At 66.1% G+C, this 21491-nt stretch carries 17 protein-coding genes; 13 read left to right on the top strand and 4 right to left on the bottom strand.

The genetic code is table 11. The annotated features are described in order from the left end of the window. Positions 1–146 precede the first annotated feature (146 nt). Both AC3WMU_RS06675 and AC3WMU_RS06670 read left to right on the top strand, forming a co-directional pair. Positions 147–599 carry a DUF2946 family protein gene (locus tag AC3WMU_RS06675; protein ID WP_100220429.1) on the top strand — a complete coding sequence of 151 codons (453 nt, stop codon included), beginning with the start codon at positions 147–149 and terminating at the stop codon, positions 597–599. Between the two features lie 75 nt (positions 600–674). Continuing rightward, positions 675–2096: a PepSY-associated TM helix domain-containing protein gene (locus tag AC3WMU_RS06670; protein WP_492282027.1), complete on the top strand. Its 1422-nt coding sequence runs from the start codon at positions 675–677 to the stop codon at positions 2094–2096. Here the strand turns inward: AC3WMU_RS06670 and AC3WMU_RS06665 are convergent. After that, a complete protein-coding gene (locus tag AC3WMU_RS06665) occupies positions 2063–2731 on the bottom strand; it encodes a GntR family transcriptional regulator (RefSeq protein ID WP_280026274.1) in 669 nt (222 codons plus the stop codon). The two genes, AC3WMU_RS06670 and AC3WMU_RS06665, sit on opposite strands and share 34 nt — an antisense overlap. Positions 2732–2944: 213 nt before the next feature. Between AC3WMU_RS06665 and AC3WMU_RS06660 the strand changes: the two genes are divergently transcribed. Genes AC3WMU_RS06660 through AC3WMU_RS06650 form a run of 3 tightly spaced genes read left to right on the top strand, consistent with a single transcriptional unit; the run spans position 2945 to position 7141 of the window. Further along, positions 2945–3733 (top strand): LamB/YcsF family protein, encoded by a 789-nt coding sequence (locus tag AC3WMU_RS06660; RefSeq protein ID WP_492282026.1) that lies wholly within the window; start codon positions 2945–2947, stop codon positions 3731–3733. A gap of 38 nt (positions 3734–3771) precedes the next feature. Next, positions 3772–5391: a 5-oxoprolinase subunit B/C family protein gene (locus AC3WMU_RS06655; RefSeq protein ID WP_492282025.1), complete on the top strand. Its 1620-nt coding sequence runs from the start codon at positions 3772–3774 to the stop codon at positions 5389–5391. 16 nt (positions 5392–5407) lie between these two features. Continuing rightward, the gene (locus AC3WMU_RS06650; protein WP_492282024.1) at positions 5408–7141 is read left to right on the top strand and encodes an acetyl/propionyl/methylcrotonyl-CoA carboxylase subunit alpha; all 1734 of its coding nucleotides are present in this window, start codon (positions 5408–5410) and stop codon (positions 7139–7141) included. Between the two features lie 50 nt (positions 7142–7191). On the opposite strand, the gene AC3WMU_RS06645 is transcribed toward AC3WMU_RS06650, so the two are convergent. After that, on the bottom strand, positions 7192–7872 hold the full coding sequence (locus tag AC3WMU_RS06645) for a hydrolase (RefSeq protein ID WP_006225833.1): 681 nt from the start codon (positions 7870–7872) through the stop codon (positions 7192–7194). Positions 7873–8075: 203 nt separating this feature from the next. Continuing rightward, positions 8076–9263, bottom strand: a complete 1188-nt coding sequence (locus AC3WMU_RS06640; RefSeq protein ID WP_006225832.1) for a lipid-transfer protein — start codon at positions 9261–9263, stop codon at positions 8076–8078. 134 nt (positions 9264–9397) lie between these two features. On the opposite strand from AC3WMU_RS06640, the gene AC3WMU_RS06635 reads away from it, so the two are divergent. The 6 genes from AC3WMU_RS06635 (at position 9398) to AC3WMU_RS06610 (ending at position 18625) form a co-directional block, all read left to right on the top strand. Then, the gene (locus AC3WMU_RS06635; protein WP_492282023.1) at positions 9398–12142 is read left to right on the top strand and encodes a winged helix-turn-helix domain-containing protein; all 2745 of its coding nucleotides are present in this window, start codon (positions 9398–9400) and stop codon (positions 12140–12142) included. Between the two features lie 95 nt (positions 12143–12237). Then, positions 12238–13104 carry an enoyl-CoA hydratase/isomerase family protein gene (locus tag AC3WMU_RS06630; RefSeq protein WP_006225830.1) on the top strand — a complete coding sequence of 289 codons (867 nt, stop codon included), beginning with the start codon at positions 12238–12240 and terminating at the stop codon, positions 13102–13104. Then, positions 13101–15467, top strand: coding sequence for an acyl-CoA dehydrogenase family protein (locus tag AC3WMU_RS06625; RefSeq protein WP_492282022.1), 2367 nt, complete (start codon positions 13101–13103; stop codon positions 15465–15467). Before AC3WMU_RS06630 ends, AC3WMU_RS06625 begins: the two co-directional genes overlap by 4 nt. Then, positions 15452–16648 carry a CaiB/BaiF CoA transferase family protein gene (locus AC3WMU_RS06620; RefSeq protein ID WP_006225828.1) on the top strand — a complete coding sequence of 399 codons (1197 nt, stop codon included), beginning with the start codon at positions 15452–15454 and terminating at the stop codon, positions 16646–16648. The genes AC3WMU_RS06625 and AC3WMU_RS06620 overlap by 16 nt, the downstream gene beginning before the upstream one ends. Beyond that, positions 16648–17601, top strand: coding sequence for an NAD(P)H-dependent flavin oxidoreductase (locus tag AC3WMU_RS06615; RefSeq protein ID WP_006225827.1), 954 nt, complete (start codon positions 16648–16650; stop codon positions 17599–17601). The genes AC3WMU_RS06620 and AC3WMU_RS06615 overlap by 1 nt, the downstream gene beginning before the upstream one ends. Positions 17602–17641: 40 nt before the next feature. Beyond that, the gene (locus AC3WMU_RS06610; RefSeq protein WP_492282021.1) at positions 17642–18625 is read left to right on the top strand and encodes a Bug family tripartite tricarboxylate transporter substrate binding protein; all 984 of its coding nucleotides are present in this window, start codon (positions 17642–17644) and stop codon (positions 18623–18625) included. A 29-nt stretch (positions 18626–18654) separates the two neighbouring features. On the opposite strand, the gene AC3WMU_RS06605 is transcribed toward AC3WMU_RS06610, so the two are convergent. Continuing rightward, positions 18655–19386: a GntR family transcriptional regulator gene (locus AC3WMU_RS06605; protein ID WP_006225825.1), complete on the bottom strand. Its 732-nt coding sequence runs from the start codon at positions 19384–19386 to the stop codon at positions 18655–18657. A 216-nt stretch (positions 19387–19602) separates the two neighbouring features. On the opposite strand from AC3WMU_RS06605, the gene AC3WMU_RS06600 reads away from it, so the two are divergent. After that, complete coding sequence (locus tag AC3WMU_RS06600) at positions 19603–20469, top strand: fumarylacetoacetate hydrolase family protein (protein ID WP_280026266.1); 867 nt, start codon at positions 19603–19605, stop codon at positions 20467–20469. Next, entirely contained in the window at positions 20462–21460 is a 999-nt protein-coding gene (locus AC3WMU_RS06595; RefSeq protein WP_492282020.1) for an ornithine cyclodeaminase family protein, read from the top strand. The genes AC3WMU_RS06600 and AC3WMU_RS06595 overlap by 8 nt, the downstream gene beginning before the upstream one ends. Positions 21461–21491 lie beyond the last annotated feature (31 nt).

Genomic DNA, 21491 nt, shown 5'->3' with positions numbered 1-21491 from the left:
AGGGGAATGCCTCAAGCCCAAAACGGTTTGCTCAATTTATGCCCGAAACAGGGCATCCGCAAGCAGAAAGCGTCGCCCGGCTTTCGGTGGCGCGCGAGTAGAATTCTGCCGTGGCGCCGGAATCCGCCGGCGCGCTGGATGGGCGCATGCGCACCGGACTTTCCTGTCGATTCCCACGCACTGCCTCGGCCGCCGATTTCGGGCGGCTGTTGCTGCTGCTGTTGCTGGTGGCGCGGGCCTGGGTACCGGTGGGATATATGCCGGACGCCGACGCCCTGCGGCAGGGCCGGCTGGCCCTGGGCTTCTGCGCGGCAGGCGGCGGGTCGTTGTCGGCGTTGCGCATGCTGACGGCGCAGCACGATCCCCATCTCGGCCATCATGGACACGGCACGCCTGACGAGCGCGGCGGGGCAGGGCAGGAATGCCCCTTCGGCTTGAGCGCCCATCAGGTGCTGGACGTGCCGCCGATGCTGGCGGTGGCGCCTGTGCTGCTGCGCTGGTTGGCCCAGACGCCGCTCCAGGCAGACAGCCCGCGTCCGCCCATGCCGGCCGCCGGCCCGCCAGTGGGGCCACGCGCACCACCCTCGACCTTCGAATGACCGTAACCGGCGTGCGCGCACTGCGCGCATGAATGCCGCCCCGGCAGGGCGGCGTCGTTCGTATTCGAGGATCCCATGTCCACCCAAACCCTGGATTCCCCCGCGGCGCCCGCGCGCGAGCGGGCTGCGGGACGCAGCGCCTTGCTGGCGCTGATCACCCGACTGCATTTCTATATCGGGCTGTTCGTCGGCCCCTTCATCCTGGTGGCGGCCGTCACCGGCACCTTGTTCGTGCTGACGCCCCAGATCGAAAACCTGCTTTACGCCGATCAGCTGCGCACCACCTCGACAGGCCCGGCCCAGTCCCTGGCCAGCCAGGTCCAGGCGGCGCAGGCGCGCATCGGCGCCGGCCCGCGGCTGTTCGCCGTGCGCCCGGCGCCCGGCGCGGGCGACACCACGCGCGTGATGTTCACGTACCCCGGCCTGGGTGATTCGGAAAGCCGGGCCTTGTTCGTGGACCCCGTCACGCTGGACATCAAGGGCGACATGATCGTCTACGGCACCAGCGGCACGCTGCCGTTCCGCACTGCGCTGGACTACCTGCACCGCAACCTGATGTTGGGCGAAGTGGGCCGCAATTACAGCGAGCTGGCCGCCTCATGGATGTGGCTGGCCACCTTGGGCGGGCTGGTGATGTGGCTGGCGGGCCGCCGCCGTAATCCGGCCGCGATGGCGCGCAGCCCGCGTCTGCGGACGCGCCGCTGGCACACGCTGTTGGGCTTGTGGCTGGCGGTGGGGCTGCTGTTCCTGTCCGCGACGGGCCTGACCTGGTCGAACTGGGCAGGCGGGCGCGTGGATCAACTGCGGGCGCAATTGGGCTGGATCACGCCGTCCGTGTCAGTGAAGCTGCCGGGCGCCGGGATGCCGCCTGCGCAGGGCGAGGTCGAACACGCACATCATCATGGCGCCATGGCGGGCATGGCCATGACGCCGGCGGCAGCGCCTTCGGGTGATATCGACCGCATCCTGGACGCCGCACGCGCCGGCGGTATCGATAGCGACCAGCTGGAGATCCGGCCGCCACGCAGCGCTGATCAGGCCTGGACGGTGCGGGAAGTGGACCGTTCGTGGCCCACGCAGGTGGATACCATCGCCATCGATCCGGCCACCTACACCGTCACCAGCCGCGCGGACTTCGCCACGTTTCCGCTGATCGCCAAACTGATCCGTTGGGGCGTGGACATGCACATGGGCATTCTGTTCGGCTGGCCGAACCAGTTGCTCATGGCCGCCATCGGCGTGGCGCTGACGGTGATGATCGTCTTGGGCTACCGCATGTGGTGGTTGCGCCGTCCGGCGTCGGGCGCGTCCGGCCAGACGCTGACGCAAGCGTGGCGCGAACTGGCCTGGCCGGGCCGCATTCTGGCCGCCGTCGTGGCATTGGCACTGGGGTGGTGCCTGCCCGTGATGGGCGTCAGCCTGCTGGTATTCCTGGCGGTGGATGTGCTGCGGACGTGGCGGGCTCAGCCGCCCGCGGCGCTGACGCGGCGCGCATAGCTCGCCAGCACGATGCGCTCGGATTGGGCCAGGTAGTCCTTGAGCGCATCGGCGGCTTTCTGGAATTCGCCGGCTTCGACGAGTTCCAGGATCCGCTTGTTCATTTCGGCGTACGGCGCGTGCAGGAATTCCGGGTCCTGCAGCAGGCCGAAAACCAGGCGCAGCTCGGCCAGCAATAGCGAAAACATGGCGTTCAGCCGTTCGCTATCGGCCAGTTCCACGATGGCCATGTGGAAGGCCATGTTCGCCGTTCCCACACCCGACCAGTCCTGGTTTTGCCGGCGCGCCACCGCGTCATCCACTGCCTGGCGCATGCGCTGATGCGCGGGATGGTGGGGGTATGCCTGGGCCAGCGCCTGGCATTCGATCATGCGCCGCACGCGGTAAAGATCGATGATGGACGCCATGCTGGGCACCGCGACCGCCACGCCGCGGTTGGGCGAATGGGTCAGCAGGCCTTCCTTGGTCAGGTTGCGGAACGCTTCGCGCAGCGTATTGCGCGATACATCCAGACTTTGCGTCAACGTCGCCTCGGACAGCCGTTGGCCGGGCGCGAATTCACCGTCGATCAGCCGGCGGCGTATCTGTTCGGTGACTTTGTCGGTCAGGGTCTGGTGCGCGTTCGGATCGGTCATAGGCGGGTGTGGCGCAGCCGAAAGAGCTGCTTGGTTTCGAGTGTATCTGAGCGTTGGCCGGATTGCCCTGCATATCAAGTTATTTTGTACTGGCTTGGGGCAATTACTGATAGGCAATTATCTGCTATTTGATCTACTATTCATAAAAATTGTAGAACAATGCTGTAACAGACGTTCTACACTCTGGACCTGACGGCAAATAGCGAACAAGCAATGACCACGATTGATCTGAACAGCGACCTGGGTGAAAGCCTGGGCGCCTGGACCATGGGCGACGACGCCGCAATGCTGGCGCTGGTCTCGAGCGCGAACGTGGCTTGCGGTTTCCATGCGGGCGACCCCGCCGGTATTTTGGCGACGCTGAAAGGCGCTGCGGCCAACGGCGTCGCGGTGGGCGCGCACGTGTCCTACCCGGACCTGACAGGTTTCGGCCGGCGCAACATGGACGTGGCCAGCGCCGATCTGGTGGCGGACGTGATCTATCAGATCGGTGCGCTCAAGGGCCTGGCGGCGGCCGCGGGCACGCAGGTCAGCTACGTCAAGCCGCATGGCGCGCTGTACAACACCATCGCGCATGACGCGCGCCAAGGCAACGACGTCATCACCGCCATCCTTGAAATCGACCCGGCACTGGCGCTGGTGTGCCTGGCCGGTTCGCCCCTGCTCACGCTGGCGCGAGAGCGCGGCCTGCGGGTGGTGTCCGAGGCCTTCGCCGACCGGGCCTATACCCCGCAAGGCGCATTGGTTTCCCGCCGCGAGAAGGGCGCCGTGCTGCATGACCCGGAAGCAGTGGCGCAGCGCATGGTGCGCCTGGTCGAGGAAGGCGTGGTCGAAGCCATCGACGGCTCGCTCACCCGGGTGCAGGCGGATTCCATCTGCGTGCACGGCGACAGCCCAGGCGCGGTGGACATGGCGCGCGAAGTGCGTCGCCGCCTGGAGCAGTCTGGCGTTACCATTCGCTCGTTTGCAGGCGTCACCGCGTACCGCCATCTTGCCCCATAGACGTTGAACCCCCGGGAATTTCCCGCCTAGGAGAACACGTGCGCTTTCTGCCCGTGAATACCGATGCTCTGCTCGTTGAACTGGACGATCTGGAGCAGACCCTGGCGCTGTTTGATGCGCTGCAGGCCCGGCCGATCGACGGCGTCACCGAGCTGGTGCCGGCTGCGCGCACCGTGTTGGTGGTGTTCCGCCCGGACCGCGTGACGCGCGAGGCGCTGATCGCCGATATCGGCGGCCGCGATACATCAGGCCGCGTCGCGCGCGACGGCACGCTGATCGAAATTCCCGTCCATTACAACGGCGAAGACCTGGGCGAAGTCGCAACTCTGCTCGGCATCCCCCCCGAAGAAGTGGTGCGCCGCCACACGGCCAGCACCTATAGCGTGGCGTTCACCGGCTTTGCGCCGGGCTTTGCGTATCTGAGCGGCGGCGACCCCAGCCTGGACGTGCCCCGGCGCAAGACGCCGCGAACGCGCATCCCGGCGGGCGCGGTGGCGCTGGCCGGCACATTCAGCGGCGTTTATCCGCAAGCCAGCCCCGGTGGATGGCAGATCCTTGGCGTGACGACGACCCCCATGTGGGACCTGTCTCGCGACACGCCCGCGTTGCTCCAGCCGGGCTATCGCGTCCGCTTCATCGACGCCGGTCCCGCGCCTGCTGCTCGGGCGGCTTCGACGCCCGCCACCGGCGCAGATCCCTCCACCTCCCGCCGGACTGGCACCGCCACGCCTTCGCTGGAAGTGGTGGCGCCCGGCCTGCAAGCGCTTTTCCAAGACCTGGGCCGCCCCGGGCAGGCCCGCCAGGGCGTGGCTGCGTCGGGCGCAATGGACCGGGGCGCGCTGCGCGCCGCCAACCGGCTGGTCGGCAATCAGCCCGGTCAGGCCTGCATCGAAATCGTGTACGGCGGCTTCCAGGTCCGCGCGCATGGCGCCTGCGTGGTGGCCGTGACAGGCGCGCGAGGCGAGCTGACCCTGCGTGATGCCAAGGGGGGCAGCTGGACCGTTCCCGGCCACGAGGCTCTTGCCTTGAACGACGGCGACACACTCACGCTGGGGCAGCCGGCCGCGGGCATTCGTTACTACCTGGCCGCGCGCGGCGGCTTTGCTGTGGAACCCGTGCTGGGCAGCCGTTCGACCGATACGCTCGCGCGCGTCGGCCCCGATGCGCTTGCCGCCGGAGACTACATCGGCATCCTGCCGGCCGGGCAGGGCGCCATCGTCGGCGCGCCGGAACTGCCGGCTGCGGACCTGCCCATGCAGGACGTCGAGGTCGTGCTGGACGTCGTGTTGGGGCCGCGCACCGATTGGTGCGATGCCGACGCCGTGGCGCTGCTTGCCAGCCAGGCCTGGACGGTCACCCCGCAGTCCAATCGTGTCGGTATCCGCTTGAACGGCGACCGGCCGCTGCAGCGCGCCAACCATGCCGAATTGCCCAGCGAGGGCACGCGCAAGGGGTCGATCCAGGTGCCTGCCAGCGGCCAGCCGGTGCTGTTCCTGGCCGACCACCCGCTGACGGGCGGCTACCCGGTAATCGGCTCCGTGGCGCCCTGGCACCTGGACCGCGCGGCGCAGATCCCCATCGGCGCGCGCGTGCGCTTCAACCCCGTTTCCGCCTTTGTCCCGGTTGACGTTCCCGCCGCGCAAGTCACAACGCAATAACCTGAATATGCCAGCCATGAAGAAAGTCCTCATCGCCAACCGTGGCGAAATCGCGGTGCGCATCATCCGCGCTTGCGCCGATTACGGCGTGAAGTCCGTCGCGGTCTACGCCGACGCCGATTTCGACGCGCTGCACGCGCGCATGGCCGACGAGGCGTTCGGCTTGGAGGGCGACCGCCCGGCCGACACCTACCTCAATATCGACAAGCTGCTGGCGGTGGCGCGCCGCAGCGGCGCCGACGCCGTGCATCCGGGCTACGGATTCCTGTCCGAAAGCGCCGGCTTCGCGCGCGCCGTGATCGACGCCGGCCTGACCTGGATCGGCCCGTCGCCGGAAACCATCGAACGGCTGGGCGACAAGGTGCAGGCGCGCAAGATCGCCCTGGAAGTGGGCGCGCCGCTGGTGGCGGGCACGCCGGGTCCGGTGGGCGGCGCTGAAGAGGTGCTGGCCTTTGCGCACGAACACGGTTTGCCGATTGCCATCAAGGCGGCGTTCGGCGGCGGCGGGCGTGGCCTGAAGGTCGTCTGGCGCATGGAAGACGTGGCCGACCTGTACGAGTCCGCCGTGCGCGAAGCCGTTACGGCGTTTGGCCGCGGCGAATGCTATGTCGAGCAGTTCCTGGACCACCCGCGCCACGTCGAAGCGCAGGTGCTGGCCGACAAGCATGGCAAGGTGGTGGTGCTGGGCACACGCGATTGCTCGCTGCAGCGCCGCAACCAGAAGCTGGTGGAAGAGGCGCCCGCGCCGTTCCTCAGCGACGAGCAGCGCCAGCGCATCCACGCGTCGGCGCGCGACATTTGCGCGCACGCCGGCTACGTTGGCGCCGGTACGGTGGAATTCCTGCTGAGCGCATCGGGTGCCATCTCGTTCCTGGAAGTGAATACCCGTTTGCAGGTGGAGCACCCCGTCACCGAAGAGACCTGCGGCCTGGACCTGGTGGTCGAGCAACTGCGCATCGCCGACGGCCTGCCGCTGGCCATCGACACCGCGCCCGCGCCGCGCGGCCATGCCATCGAATTCCGCATCAACGCCGAAGACGTGGGCCGCGGCTTCCTGCCGTCGCCGGGCCTCATCACGACCTTCGCCGCGCCGTCCGGCCCGGGCGTGCGCGTGGACAGCGGCGTGCAATCCGGTTCCACCATTCCAGGCACCTTCGATTCGCTGCTGGCCAAGCTGATCGTCACCGGCGCCACGCGCGAACAGGCGATCGCGCGCGCCCGCCGTGCACTGGCCGAATTCCGCATTGAAGGCGTGGCCTCGGTGCTGCCGTTCCACCGCGCGGTGCTGGACCATGCCGATTTCATCGGCGACGGCCAAGGCTTCAAGGTGCACACGCGCTGGATCGAGACCGACTTCGTCACGGATCTGGAAGCCGCCGTGCGTCCGGCCCCGCTGGGCGCGGTGAGCCTGCACCGTACTGCGGTGGAAATCGATGGCCGGCGCGTGTCGCTGGGCCTGCCCGCCGAACTGCTGCGCGGCTTGCAATCCGCCGGCGCGGCAGCAGGCGGCGAGGCAACGGCCGCCCCGGCGCAAGCCAGCGCGCAAAGCGTGGCCGCGCCGATTGCGGGCACCATCCAGTCATGGAACGCCGAAGACGGCGCCACCGTCAAGCAAGGCGAACTGATCGCCACGATGGAAGCCATGAAGATGGAGATGCAAGTGCTGGCGCATCGCGATGGCGTGCTCACGCATCAGGCTGCCGCAGGCAAGGCGGTGACGGCGGGCGCCGAGATCGGGCGCATCGAGTAAAGGGTGGGCCGGCCAGCGGCACGGCCCACAAACCAGCCGGGGAGTTGGGATCAGGTCCGCTGGGAGTCCAGCAGTTCCTGGTTCTTCTCGACTTCCTGGGCCTTCGCGTAGCTTTCGGCCAGCAGCTGATAGGACGGGAAGATCGCGCCGTAGAGTTCGGCCCATTGCGCGGCATCGTCGCGGTGCCACGTGCGTTGCAGTTCAGACGCGACGGCGGCGGTATCCATCGGCACCACGCCGGCCTGGACGACGCGGGCCAGCGTGATCTCTTGCGCCATCTTCGAGTACGTGCCCGACGCATCGATTACGGCGAACACCTGAAAGCCTTCGTTCACCGCGGCAATGCTAGGGAAGGCCATGCATACGCTGGTGATGGTGCCGGCGATGATCAACTGCTTGCGGCCGGTGGCCTTCACCGCCGCCACGAATTCGGGGTTGTCCCACGCGTTGATTTCGCCGCGGCGGGCCACATACTTGGCGTGCGGCGCGTTCTTGTGGATTTCCGGGATCAGCGGGCCGTTGGGACCTTGCGGCACGGACGCCGTCGTGATGACGGGCATCCTGGTCAGCGTGGCCATCTTCGCCAAGGCGCCAGCATGCGAACGCACAGTCGTGAAGGGCATGTCGCCAATGGTCTGGAACAGTCCGCTTTGGTGGTCGATCAACAGCATCGCGGCGTTGTCGGGGTCGATGACCGGGCGGGCGCCGTTGAAGTTTGCGGGGGTGCTCATGGATAGTCTCCTGGGGAATCGATAGCGGGCAACCGCCCGGCAGTGGCAGGCATTCGTGGCTTGCCAGGCGCACTGTCTGCTTCCATTAACGATAAGTCGGGAACGACAATCCTGGTAGTACCCGACATTTGCCATCAGCGTCCTATTCACAGGACGATCGGACCGGTAGCAGCGCCAAACGGGCGTGCTCCTGCATTACTGCGTCAGTGTCGGGCGTACAGCGTCACGACGCAGGCGCCACCCAAACCCAGGTTGTGTTGCAACGCGACTCGCACGCTGTCGACTTGTCGCGGGCCGCAAGCGCCGCGCAATTGACTGACAAGTTCGAAACACTGGGCGAGGCCGGTGGCGCCCAAGGGGTGGCCCTTGGCAAGCAGTCCGCCAGAGGGGTTGATCACATACTTGCCGCCGTAGGTGTTGTCGCCGTTTTCCACCAGTCTTTCGGCCATGCCGGGGCGACACAGGCCCAAGCCTTCGTAGCTGATCAGTTCGTTGTGCGCGAAGCAATCGTGCAGTTCGACCACATCCACGTCTTCCGGGCCATAGCCAGCGTATTCATAGGCTTTTGTAGCGGCCTGGCGGGTCATATCCGCGCCGACCAGTTGCCGCATGTCTTTGGACTCGAACGTCTGAGGCCTGTCGGTGGCCATGGCCTGGCCCGCAATGCGGACTGATGCGTTAGATAGACCATGACGCGCCGCGAATGCCGGAGAGCAGAGGATGGCGGCAGCCGCGCCGCAGGTCGGCGGACATGCCATCAGGCGGGTCATGACGCCGTCCCAGACCGACGGCGACGCCATGACGTCTTCGGCGGTAAGCACCGTGCGCAATACGGCGCGTTCATTGTGCTCGGCATGCCGGCTTGCCTTGGCGCGTATCTTCGCAAACGTCTCCAAGCGCGTGCCGAATTCGCGCATGTGCGCCAGACCCGCTCCGCCGAAGTAGCGCAGCGCCAAGGGTAGTTCCGGCATGCCGACTAATTCGGTCGTTAACGCATCGAACTTGTCGAAGGGAGTCGGGCGGTCGGGGAACTGGGCCGCAATGGCCCCGGGCCGCATCTGTTCGAAACCCAGGGCCAGCACGCATTCGGCGGCGCCGGACGTGATGGCTTGGCGCGCCAGGTAAAGGGCAGTCGACCCGGTGGCGCAATTGTTGTTCACATTGAAGACGGGAATACCGCTCATGCCGACCTGGTACAGCACCCGTTGGCCCGCCGTGGAGTCGCCATAGACATACCCGGCGTAGGCCTGTTCGATGGCTTCATAGGCAAGGCCTGCGTCGTGCAGCGTGTCGCGCACGGCTGCCTGCCCCAGGTCCAGGTAGGACGGCGATTGCGCCGGCTTGCAGAAGGGCGTCATACCAATGCCGGCGACTAGGACGTGTGTGGACATGGTGGCTCCGTCAGGACAGGGATGTGCAACGATTCCAGCAGATTAATGATGAACCAGACCCAATTCCCCCCCCGAATCGGGGAGGGACGTGGCATTCTGCTGCCCTAGAATCCTGGTGATGGAGGCGAGGGCCCATGCATCCCGATGAATCATCCCCGGTTGGAAACAAAGGCGTGGTGGGCAGCCAGAATTTGCTGCCGCGCGGCCGGTTGCTGGACAAGCTGGTTGAAGCCAGGGCGAAAACCCTGATCGTCATTCAAGGCCCGGCTGGGGCGGGGAAGACGGCGCTGGGCGAGCAATGGCGCGGCGCGATGCTTGGGATGGGATACGACTTCGCCTGGTGCGCATTGAATGCCGACGATGGTGACCCCGGCCATCTGCTGGAAGGCGTATTCGCCAGTCTGGACCGGATCGATCCCGCGCTCGCCCGTGAAGCGGCGTTCATCTTGAACCGGGATGGGGCGCGGGTGTCCGCCGATGCTGTGGCGATCTCCTTGATCCTGGCCGTACAGCGCCATGTCAGGCAGCTGTGTTTGCTGGTGGATGACTACCAAAGCGTATCGGACCCTGCCAGCCACCAGTTCTTCCAGACGCTCGTCGACTTCGCCCCGCCGAATCTACACCTGGCCTTGTTGTCCCGCAGTGCGCCTGCCTTGTCGGTGGCCCGGTTGCGAGACAAGGATCAGGTGGTGGAGTTCGGCTTCGACGCATTGCGGTTTTCGTTTTCAGAGGTTGAGCAATATCTGAAGCACCGGCATCCCCGAGTTGAAAAGCGTACGGCGCGGCTGCTGTATGACCTGACTGACGGCTGGATCGCCGGGCTGCAATTGGCGGCGATTCCCTTGGACGCCTCGGCGTCCAGCGCTGCCGCCCAGGCAAGCCTGCAAAACGCCGCGGATTTTGCCGCCTTCTTCAATCGGCATGTGTTCGCGGTAATGGATGCGGCACTGCTGGCTGATCTGGCGCGCTTGTCGATGGCCAGGCAGTTTTGCGCGTCGCTGTGCGCCGCGCTGTTCGGCCCGGCGCAAGGCCAGGCGCTGCTGGCGCGGCTACGCCGCGAGAATCTGTTCCTGATGTCGGCCGATGGCGACGGACGCGAAGCCTGGCACCGCTTTCATCCGTTACTGCGCGAGTTGCTGACTGAGCGGTTCCGCGACCTCCCGCAGGATGTGCAGACCGGCACGCATCGCGCGTTGGCGGAATGGTTTGGCGAGCACGGCCACCTACAAGAGGCCGTCTCCCATGCGCTTAGCGCCGGACGGGGGGACAGGGCCGCGTTCTGGCTGGAGCGAGATGCGCCCGCCCTTTTCCTGCGGGGGAAGATGCGTAGCCTGGTGAGCGCGGTCGCACTGTTGCCGCTTGCCTTGCGCCGTGATCATCCCGCTCTGAGGGTCTGGGAGGCCTGGGCGCACCTTTGTTACCGGCGCTCCGCCGAATGCCGCGCCAGCGTGGCCGAACTGGAGGCCGCGCTTGCCTCGGACGACACCGCGTCGCGGGCGCATCTGACCTTGTTGAAGGGGTCGCTGGCCGTGCAGGAGGACGATACCGATGGGGCGGTGCGTATGCTGGCGGAAGTCGAGGCCCTGTCGGGCGGATCGGATGCCATCCTGATCGGGGGGCGCCGCAACATTCTCAGCTGGCTATACGCCCATCAAGGCCAATTCGACAAGGCGCGGCAGTTGCAGCAGGGCTCTCGCCCCGTTTTGAACGACGGTTCGGTTTTGCTCGATTCGGCGTTCGGCGCGCTGACCGGACAATGCATTGCCGGCTTCACGTATCTGCAGCAGGGCAACATGCGTAGCGCCGAGCAGGTGCTGCGGGCGGCGCTGGAAGAAGCGGAAGAGAGCCTGGGCATGGCGAGCGATCCGGCCTGTATCGCGGCGGGATACCTGGGCGACGTGCTCTACGAGGTGAACGAGATCGAAACGGCGCGTTCGATGCTGGAATTGCGCATCGACCTGATCGAGCGCGTGTCGCTGCCCGACTCCCTGCTGCGCATCGGGGTCATCTTGGCGCGCATCTACGCCCGGGAGGGCAGTTACCGCGAGGCGTTGTCCCATCTGGACCGCCTGGACGAGCAGGCGACCGAGCGCGGGCTGGAGCGCGCGCTGGTGCACAGCCTGGCGGAGCGTTGCCGTATTTTGTGCCTGACCTCAGACAGGGATGGGGCCCAGGAATGCCTGGCCCAGCTGACTTTCATGGCCAACCGCCATGGGGCCAATCCCGCCGGTTCCAAACGGCCATTCGGGATGTTGCTGGCCATCGCCCGCACGCGCTGGCTGGTCGCCGGCGGCAGGTTGGACGAGGCGCTGCAGCAGGCGCAGGACGCCTATCGCTTGGCCGGTACGCTGGGCTTTGGGCGGATCCAGATCCAGATGCGCGCCCAAGCCGCCTTGTTGCTGGCACAAGGAAGCAAGGAGGACGAGGCGTTGCCCTTGCTTGCCCAGGCAATGCGCGATACGCAGGAATTGGGTTGTATGCGCGCCCTGATGGACTACGGGCCAGACCTGCGGACCTTGGGAGACGGCGTTGTCCAGGCGGGCCTGTTGAGCCCGGTAGCGGCGTTCTATTGGGAACGCCTGAAGTCGGCGGCCACCCAGACCGAAGTGCATGCGCCGATGCGTGACGCCCCAGCGCAGACCGAGACGCTCAGTGCACGCGAGTTCGATGTTCTTCAGGCGTTGGCGTGTGCGATGCCGAACAAGCGGATCGCCCGGGCATTGGGGATCTCGCCTGAAACCGTCAAGTGGCACTTGAAGAACGTCTACGGCAAGCTGGGCGTGCTGGGCCGTGACGAAGCCGTGCTGCGAGCCCGCCATTTGGGACTCATCGACACGACCATGCGCGACATCCGGTTTTCCCCCACACCCCCCCGTTAAGGGGGGGGCCAGCGTCGGCAGCAGGGCAGACCATAGCGTCAACATGCAGCCGGACGGACCCGCCACGAGGCGGTAACCGTCCCGGAGGAGACGATATGGAAAACCGTGATCAGGAGTATCGGGAATCGCGCCTGTCGATTCGGGGTGAAGTTGCCGTTTTCACCCATGCCAACCCTGGCCAACGCAATGCCTTGACGCAAGGGTTGCGCATGGACTACGCCGAAATGATTGAAAGGGTGCGCTCGGACGACGCCGTCAAGGCGCTGGTGTTGACCGGTTCGGGCGGCAGCTTCTGCGCAGGCGCCGACATCCGCGCCATGCGCGACCGTTTCACCGGCGTCACACCTGAGCGGGATGCGGGCGACGCGGCGCGCAGTCGAATCCTGCAGCTTCAGGATTGGCTGGAGCGCCTGCGCGGAGTGGAGAAGCCTGTCATCGCCGCCGTGGATGGCCCGGCGTTCGGCGCGGGCTTTTCGATCGCGCTGGCCGCGGATTTCATTGTCGCGTCACAGACGGCCACCTTCTCGATGGTGTTCAACCGCCTGGGCGTCTTGCCCGACATGGGCGCCATCCACATCCTGCCGCGCTTGATCGGTCTGGCCAAAGCGCGCGACCTCCTTATGACCGCCCGACCCATAGGCGCTGAAGAAGCTGTGGCGCTGGGGCTGGTGTACGAAGTCTGCGGGCCAGATGCCCTGTTGGACACCGCCCTGGATCTGGCCGGCCGGTTCGCCAAGGCGCCGCAGCCGGCTATCGGCCTGACCAAGCGCCTGCTGAACCGCAGCTTCGAGGTGGACTATGGAACCTTCGTAGATCTGGAGGGCTGCGCGCAGAGCGCTTGCGCCACTTCGGCTGATCATCGCGACGCGGTCATGCGGTTCCTGGATCGCGAACCCGCCCGCTACGATTGGGACCGGCTGGCGTCCAAGCGCGCGGCGCTTTCCGGCAAGGAGTCGACATGAGGCTGGGCAGCACCGATATTGCCACCGATCCCATAGAGGCCGAGGCATTCCGGCAGCATATCCGCCAGGGGCTGCAGGAATGCCTGCCGCAGGACTTGCGTGACGCCGACGCCGCCCACTGCCTGGTCACGCGGGAACAGGCCCGGCGTTGGCAACAGATCATGCACGCCCAAGGGTGGGCCGCGCCGGCGTGGCCGGCCGAGCATGGCGGGCCCGGCTGGGCGCTTTGGCAATTGGCGATCTTCCGTGAGGAATACGCGCGGGCGGGGTGCCCCCGATTCGAAAACCTGGGGATCGACATGATCGGGCCCACGCTGATGCATCACGGCACCGCGACGCAGAAGGCCCGCTTCCTGCCAGGCATCCTCTCCTTTGATGACTACTGGGCGCAGGCGTATTCCGAACCCGACGCGGGATCCGATCTGGCATCGGTGAAGACGACGGCGCGACGCGAAGGCGACGCTTATGTCGTCAACGGCACCAAGATCTGGCAGAGCTTCGGACATTGGGCGAATTGGGCGCTGGCGCTGGTACGGACGGACGCCGCCGCCGCACGTAAGCAAGACGGCTTGTCCGTGCTGTTGATCGACCTGACCTTGCCAGGGGTGACGGTGCGGCCGATCCGCTTCATCAACGGGGCCGAGTTTCATGTCCAATTATTCTTCGACGACGTTCGCGTACCGCTGGATTGCCTGGTGGGTGCGCAAGACGGCGGCTGGTCGGTAGCGAAAGACTTGCTGGTGACCGAGCGCCTGTTTCTTGCCCGGGTCGGGGAATGCAAGGCCGAACTGGAAAAGCTCAGGCGCTTGACGTTGCGCTATCAAGGCCCGCCGGCCATGGCGCGCGCCAATCAGCATGCCTGGTCGGAATTCGCCAAGCTGGAAATTCGCTTTCTTGCCCACGAATCGCAGTGGTGGCAGGCGCTGACGGCGGTTGCCGCCGGCAGCGAATCCGATATCGCCCCGTCCTTGCTCAAGTTGCAGGGAACGGAACTGATTCAGGAGCTTTACGCCGCGCAGATGACGGTCGTGGGCAGGCACGGGTTGCCGGTGGATCCGGCTGCGCTGGACGGCCGGGCCTCGCAAGTTCCCTTGGTCCCTGGCAGCGTCAACAACATTCATCTGCACTTTCTACGGTATCGCGGCGTGACCTTGGGCGGCGGGACGTCCGAGATTCAGAAGGAGATCATTGCGCGAGTCCTGTTCGGCGGAAAATCGGAATTGGACGCGGTCGCCGATGCCGGCGCGGACGAACAGCAAGCGATGATCGATGCATCCCTACGCAAGTATCTGGCTCGCGAATACACCGCCGAGACACGCCGGGAGTCGATCTTGGCCGGTGGGCAGCGCTGCGCCAAGGCCTGGGTCGACATCGCAGGGTTCGGCCTGCTGGGCCTGATGGCCGACGAGGAACAGGGCGGGGCGGCTGGCAGCCTGGCCGATGTGGCGCACGTCGCCCAGACGCTGGCGGCGCAGCTTTTCCTGCCCTGCTACGGGGCGGCCGCTGTCGCGGCGCCACTGGCCTGGCAAGTGAGTGGCGCTGAAGCGAGGGATGCCGTCGGCCGGATGTTGGCGGACACGCTTGCCGGCCAGGCCATGTTGGCGTGCGCGCTGGATGCGGATTCGCCCCTCGCGGCCCAGCCCACAACGGACGGGTGGGTGCTTAACGGCAAGCTCCCGATAGTGATGGGTGCCGATAGCGCCAGTGGGCTGCTGGTTGCCGCAACGCTGCCCGGGCAGGACGGCGCGGAGCTTGCCGTGTTCCTGCTACCCGCCCAGGCGCCCGGCATCACCCGCCGCGCTTATCGCCTGTACGACGCCCGTGGCGCGGCCGATCTGGGTTTCGACACCGTCACTGCGCACGATTTGGTCGTGCGCGGCGCAGCCGCACGCGCTTTCTGCGCCGCATTCGGGCAGGCGGAAAAGCTGCTGTGGTGCGTGGAAAATGTCGGCGTCATGCGCGAGGCCTTGCGCCAGACCGTGGAATACCTAGGCACCCGAAGGCAGTTCGGACGGCCGTTGTCGGAGTTTCAAGCGCTGCGCCATCGAGTCGTTGACATGTATCGCGCGTGGCGCAACGCGCAAGCCCTGACCTGGGGCGCCATCGCGCAATGGCGATCGGACGAGACACAGGCCCATGTGGGTTCCGTGGCGGCGGCATGCTGGGTAAGTGCTGAAAGCGGGCATGCCGTGGCGCTGGACGCCCTGCAACTGCATGGCGCCATTGGCTTGCAGGACGAAACGGCGATCAGCCATCTTGCCAAACGGCTCCTCGTCAATGAAGCCTTGTTGGGCGGGGCCGGTGCTGCGCTGGGCGATTATGTCGACTACCTGACGCCGGAGGCCGCATGGGCGGACCGTTGACGGGATTGCGGGTACTGGATATCGCCACGATCATCGCCGCGCCTTCCGCTGCCGCATTGCTGGGGGACTACGGCGCCGAAGTTGTGAAAGTGGAGCTTCCAGGCCAGGGGGACGGCGCCCGGTCATTCCCTCCTTTGAAAGACGGCAAGGCCCTGTGGTGGAAGGTGACGAACCGGAACAAGCGGTTCGTGACGCTGGATTTTCGGCTGCCGGAAGGGCAGGCCATGCTGCTGCGCATGCTGCCGCATTTTGACGTGCTGATCGAGAACTTCCGCCCCGGGACGCTAGACCGCTGGGGGCTGGACCGCGATACGCTGTGGGGCGTCCACCCATCGCTGACCATCCTGCGCGTGTCGGGGTTCGGCCAAACGGGGCCGTACAAGGACCGTGCCGGATTCGCCCGCATCTTCGAGGCCATGGGCGGGTTGACCTACATCAGCGGCGAGCCGGACGGCGAACCCATGCATACCGGCTATCCGATTGGTGACTCGATTGGTGGCCTGTTCGGGGCGGTGGGGGTCCTGGCGGCGCTTTGGGCGCGTGCGGCAAATCCGCATGCGCCGGGCGAAGAGATCGACCTGTCTCTGACCGAGGCGATGCTGAAGCTCGTGGAGTTCCTGCCCGCCAAGTACAAGATGCTGGACGAGGTGCACGAGCGCTCGGGCAACACCAGCCAATACTCGGCGCCAGCGGCGGTCTATGCCACGCAGGACCAGCGCTGGGTGTCTCTGTCCGGCAGTACGAATGCGCTTTACGCCAACAACTGCCGCGCCATCGGCCGCCCGGACTTGATCGACGATCCGCGCTTTTGCACCAACCCCCTGCGGGCGCGCAACGCCGACACGCTGAATGCCATCTTCCGGCAGTGGTGTGGGGAACACGACTTGGAGGCCGTACTGTCGGCGTTCCATGCGGCGCACGGCACGATCGCGCCCATCTATTCGGCCGACCAGATATGCGCCGACGAGCATTTCCAGGCACGGGGCATCCTGAAAGACGTGCCCGACGAGGATTTCGGCAGCATCTGCATGGCCGACGTGGTGCCGCGGTTTCTCACCCGCCCCGGGGGAGTTCGATCCGCCGCGTCCGGGGTAGGCCGGCATAACGCCGAGGTGTACGGGGAATTGTTGGCGCTGGGCGACGACGAATTGGCCAGACTGGCCGAAAAGGGAGTGATTTGATGGATTGGCTGAAAACGCTGGAATTGCCGGTGGTGGCCTCGCCAATGTTCATCGCCAGCGGGCCGGAGCTGGTGATTGCGCAATGCCGGGCCGGCATTGTCGGATCGTTCCCGGCCTTGAATGCGCGTCCGTCTTCGTTGCTGGACGAGTGGCTCGTTCAGATCGAGACGGCCCTGGAACCCGGCGGGCACACGCCTGGGACCGTCCGCCCGGGGCCCGTCGCCGTGAATCTGATCCTGCACAAGTCCAACACCCGCCTGGACGAAGATTTGGCCGCCTGCGTCCGGCGGCGCGTGCCGATCATTATTTCGTCCGTTGGAGACCCGTCTGATCTCGTCAAGGAAGTCCATGGCTATGGCGGCGTGGTGCTGCACGACGTGATCAATGTCCGCCATGCCGAAAAGGCGATACAGGCGGGGGTAGACGGGCTGATCCTGGTGTGCGCCGGGGCTGGCGGGCACGCCGGCACGATGTCGCCCTTCGCCCTGGTTGGCGAAGTCCGGCGGATGTTCGACGGCTTGCTGCTTGTGGCGGGGGCAGTGTCCCGTGGCGAAGACATACTTGCCATCCAGGCCATGGGCGCGGATCTTGCCTATATGGGCACGCGGTTCCTGGCGACGCCGCAGGCCAATGTGACGGAAGGCTATCGGCAGGCGATCTTGGACGCCGCCGCGGCAGGCATTGTCTACACGGACCATTTCTCGGGCATCCGCGCGAACTATTTGCGCTCCAGCGTGCGCGATGCCGGCTACGACCCCGACAACCTGCCAAGCGAGGGGCGCGCGTCGGCGGATTTCGACACGCCGTCAACGCCGGGCAAGAAGGTGTGGCGCGACATCTGGTCGGCGGGCCAGGGCGTCGGGAATATCGATAGCGTTGCGCCGGTGCAGGCGGTCGTGGCGCAACTGAAACAGGAGTACGAGGCGGCTCGCGCCCGATTGACGCCCCGCTAGAGGGCTATGCACGTGAACAGCATATGAGGAGACCAAGGTCATGAAGGGACTACGCAACGTATTCGTCGGATTGTTGTCCGCCTTGTCCATGCAGGCGTTTCAGGCCGTTCAGGCGGCCGACGCATGGCCCGTCCGACCGGTCAAGATGATCGTACCGTTCGCCGCCGGCGGGCCCACTGACGTGCTGGCGCGTTCTCTGGCAATGGAACTGAGCGCGCGTCTGGGCCAATCCGTCATTGTCGAAAACCGGGCTGGTGGGGGAAGCAACATCGGCTATGAGGCGATGGCGCGCGCGCCCGCCGATGGCTACACCATTTTGCTGGGCACGGCGACGGTCGTCACCAATCCCAGCTTGTACAAGAAGCTGTCGTTCGACCCCTTGAAGGACTTTACGCCGATTGCGCTGATCGGCACGACGCCGGTATTCGTCTGGGTGCGCAACGACTACCCGGCTGCGACGCTGCCCGACCTGGTGCGGCTGGCGAAGGAGACGCCCGGCACGATCAACTACGGTTCTTCCGGGCCGGGCACCGTGGCGCATTTGGCCAGCCTGCTGTTCCAGGAGCGTACCGGCACGTCAATGACCCATGTGGGCTACAAGGGCTCTGCGCAGGCACTCAACGACATGTTGGGGGGCGTGTTTTCGGTGCAATTCGATGCACCGCAGCCCATGGTCGCGCAATACCGTGCAGGCACGCTGCGCGCGCTGGCGACCTTGTCGTCTCATCGCTCAAGCGCCTTCCCGGACGTTCCAAGCATCTCGGAGTTCGGCTACGAAGGGATAGACGCCTCAGCGCTGTTCGGCCTGTATACGGCCGCGGGGGTGTCGCCCGACATCGTCGGCAAGCTTCAACATACCCTGCAAGCGGTGCTGGCCAGCCCCAAATTCAAGGAAGTCATGGCGCAGCAGTTCGTCGAAATGCCGGCGCAGCCAGTCGAAGGGCCGGCGTTCCAGGCCTGGCTGAAAAACGAGATCGACGTCTGGCATGGCGTCATCGCCAAATCGGGGATTTCGCTGAACTGATTGCCTCTTCGCCGGGCAGGTCGGGGGGACTACGCGCTGTGATCGGCCAATAGCGGTTGGGCCGACAACGCGCCCCGCAACGAGTCCAGTAGAACACGCTTGTTTTCGCGGCTGCGGTAGGCGTGTTCCCGCATCAGGTTCTCAGCCCGCACGGCTTCGCGCCGGGTGATGGCGCGCAGCAGATCTTCGTGGTCTGCCTGCGCTCGCAGGACAAAGGGCGTTTCCAACAAGGACGGGGTGGACGGCAGCGTCAGCGCGGCCGGGCCGGCCAGCGGCGTCTTGTTGTTGTGCTCCAGCGCCGACAACAGGGCGCGATTGCCGGCGGCTTCGCACAGGATCTCGTGGAAACGGCGGTTGATCTGGCCCCAGGCCCGGGCATCCACCGTCGTGTTCGGGTCGCGGCGGGCGGGCGCCAGCAGGTTGCGGCCTTCCTCGACCGCTTGCGACAGTTGCTCCAGCACTTCCTTCGAGGCGCCGCGCTCGGCCAACAGGCGCGCGGCCATGCCCTCGAGCACCCCGCGCACGTCCACGGCGTCGCCGATCTCATCGACGGTGAATGAGCGCACCCGGAAGCCCCGGGACGGCAAGCGCTCCAGCAGGCCTTCCTTCTCAAGCTCGGTCAAGGCGATGCGCAACGGCGTGCGCGAGACGCCCAGGCGGGCAGAGAACTGCAACTCCACGATCCGTTCGCCCGGCTGCAGGGCGCCGGAAAGCACCATGTCCCGGAGTTCGGAAATAACTTTGTCGATCTGAGCGGCCATAGCGAAGCGTCGGCGGAATAAGGGGCGGTTAGGGCCTCCAGTGTACCTACAAAATTGCATGCAATAGGCCATAAAAAAATCGATCCGCATCTTGCGATTCATCAAAATTGCATGCAATAATCCAGAAAAACAGCGGTCGAAGTGGGTATTAGCTCACGATTGCATGCAAAGAAATCCATCAATGCATGCGAAAGCGCCGCAGGCACAGGAGACAACATGAAGCTTGTCAGCTTCGATCAAGCAGGCCGCAACGCCTGGGGCGTGGTGCGCGGCGCCGACGTCGTGGTCCTGACGCAGGTCTGGCCCGACGTGACCGCTGCGCTTGAGGCGGGCGCGGAACAGATCGCCCAGGCGGCGCAGGCGGTCGGCATGCCCTGTAGGACCTTGGCCGGGCTGCGGCTGCTGCCGCCGGTGCCCGCGCCGCGCAAGATCCTGTGTGTCGGCCTGAACTACGGCCGTCATGTGGCCGAAGCCGGCCGCGAACTGCCCGCCCATCCATCGATGTTCGCCCGGTTCGCAGACAGCTTCGTTGGGCACGAAGCGCCGGTGTGGAAGCCCCGCCTTTCCGACAAGTTCGACTACGAGGGTGAACTGGCGGTCGTCATCGGCCGGGCAGGGCGCCACATCGCCGCTCGCGACGCCCTGTCGCATGTGGCGGGCTACACCTGCATGGCCGAGAACTCGGTGCGCGATTTTCAGAAGCACAACGCCCAGGTCACGCCGGGCAAGAACTTCGAGCGCAGCGGGGCGATCGGGCCGTGGCTGGTTACCGCGGACGAGGTCGGCGACCCGGCGCGCCTGCAAGTCATTACCCGCCTGAACGGCACGGTCATGCAACAGGGCGACGTGTCCGACCTGATCTTTCCGATTCCCGAACTGATTGCCTACATCAGCGCCTTTACGCCGCTGTCGCCGGGCGACGTCATCGCTACCGGGACGCCTGAAGGCGTGGGGTCCAGCCGCAAGCCGCCGCGCTTTCTGGCTGTGGGCGACACGCTGGAAGTGGAGATACCCGGCATCGGGACCCTGGTCAACACGGTGGCGGACGAACCCGCCCCGGAACAAGGAGACGCGCATGACTGATGCGCTGCGGTATCTGACGGAGCGGGACGTGGTCTCGGTGCTGGACATCCACCGGGCCATTGATGCGCTGCACGCCATGCTGGTCGCGCAAGGCAAGGACCAAGCGCGCAATTTGCCCAAGGCGCTGGCCACCTGGGGCGACGGCAGCTCAATGCATGCATTGGGATCGGTGCAGACCGACGGGGGCGGATATGCGGGTTTCAAGACCTGGGTCCACACCAAGGCGGGCGGCGGGTCGTTGTTCAGCCTGTTCGATGCGGGCACCGGTTTTCTGCGCGCCATTATCGAAGCGCGGGCGCTGGGCATGCTGCGCACGGCGGCGATCAGCGGTGTCGCCACCCGGGCGCTGGCGCCGGAAGACGCGACCCAGGCCGCGCTGATCGGCACCGGCCCGCAGGCCGTTACGCAACTGGCGGCGCTGGCTGCGGTGCGCAAGCTGCGGCGCGTGCAGGTCTATAGCCCCACGCCCGAGAAGCGCCGCGCCTTTGTGGCCAGCGTGGCGGGCAAGTACGCGTTCGACGTCGAGGAATCGGCCAGCCTGGAACACGCGCTGGCCGGCGCCCAGATCGTCACCTTGATCACGCGCGCCGTCGAACCCTTTGTGGACGCCGCCATGCTGGCCGACTGCCGGCACTTGAATGCGGTGGGGGCGATCCTGCCGGCCAAGGCGGAATTTGCCCAGGATGTGTTCGACCGCGCGGACCAAGTGGTGGTGGACGACCTGGAAAACGCCCGCCGGGGCTCGCGCGAACTGCGCGAACGCTACGGCGCAGACGGGACGCCGTGGCAAGGCGTATCGGTACTGAGCGACCTGCTTGCCTCAGGGCAGGCGCGGCCGGAGGGCGCGCGCCTGACGATCTTCAAGGGCATGGGCATGGGCCTGTCCGACCTGGCGATGGCGCGCGTGGTGTACGAGCACGCCCGCGACCACGGCCTGGGCGTGGCGTTGCCTGCCCAAACCCGGGAAAACCTGCTGCTTGCGCAGCCCTGAACCGAATCCAATCAACGAGACCGCCGGCCGC

The sequence above is a fragment of the Achromobacter sp. FW305-C-13 genome (genome assembly GCF_058783475.1).
Note: the sequence above shows the minus strand (reverse complement) of the source record. Positions and strands in the feature narration are given on the sequence as shown.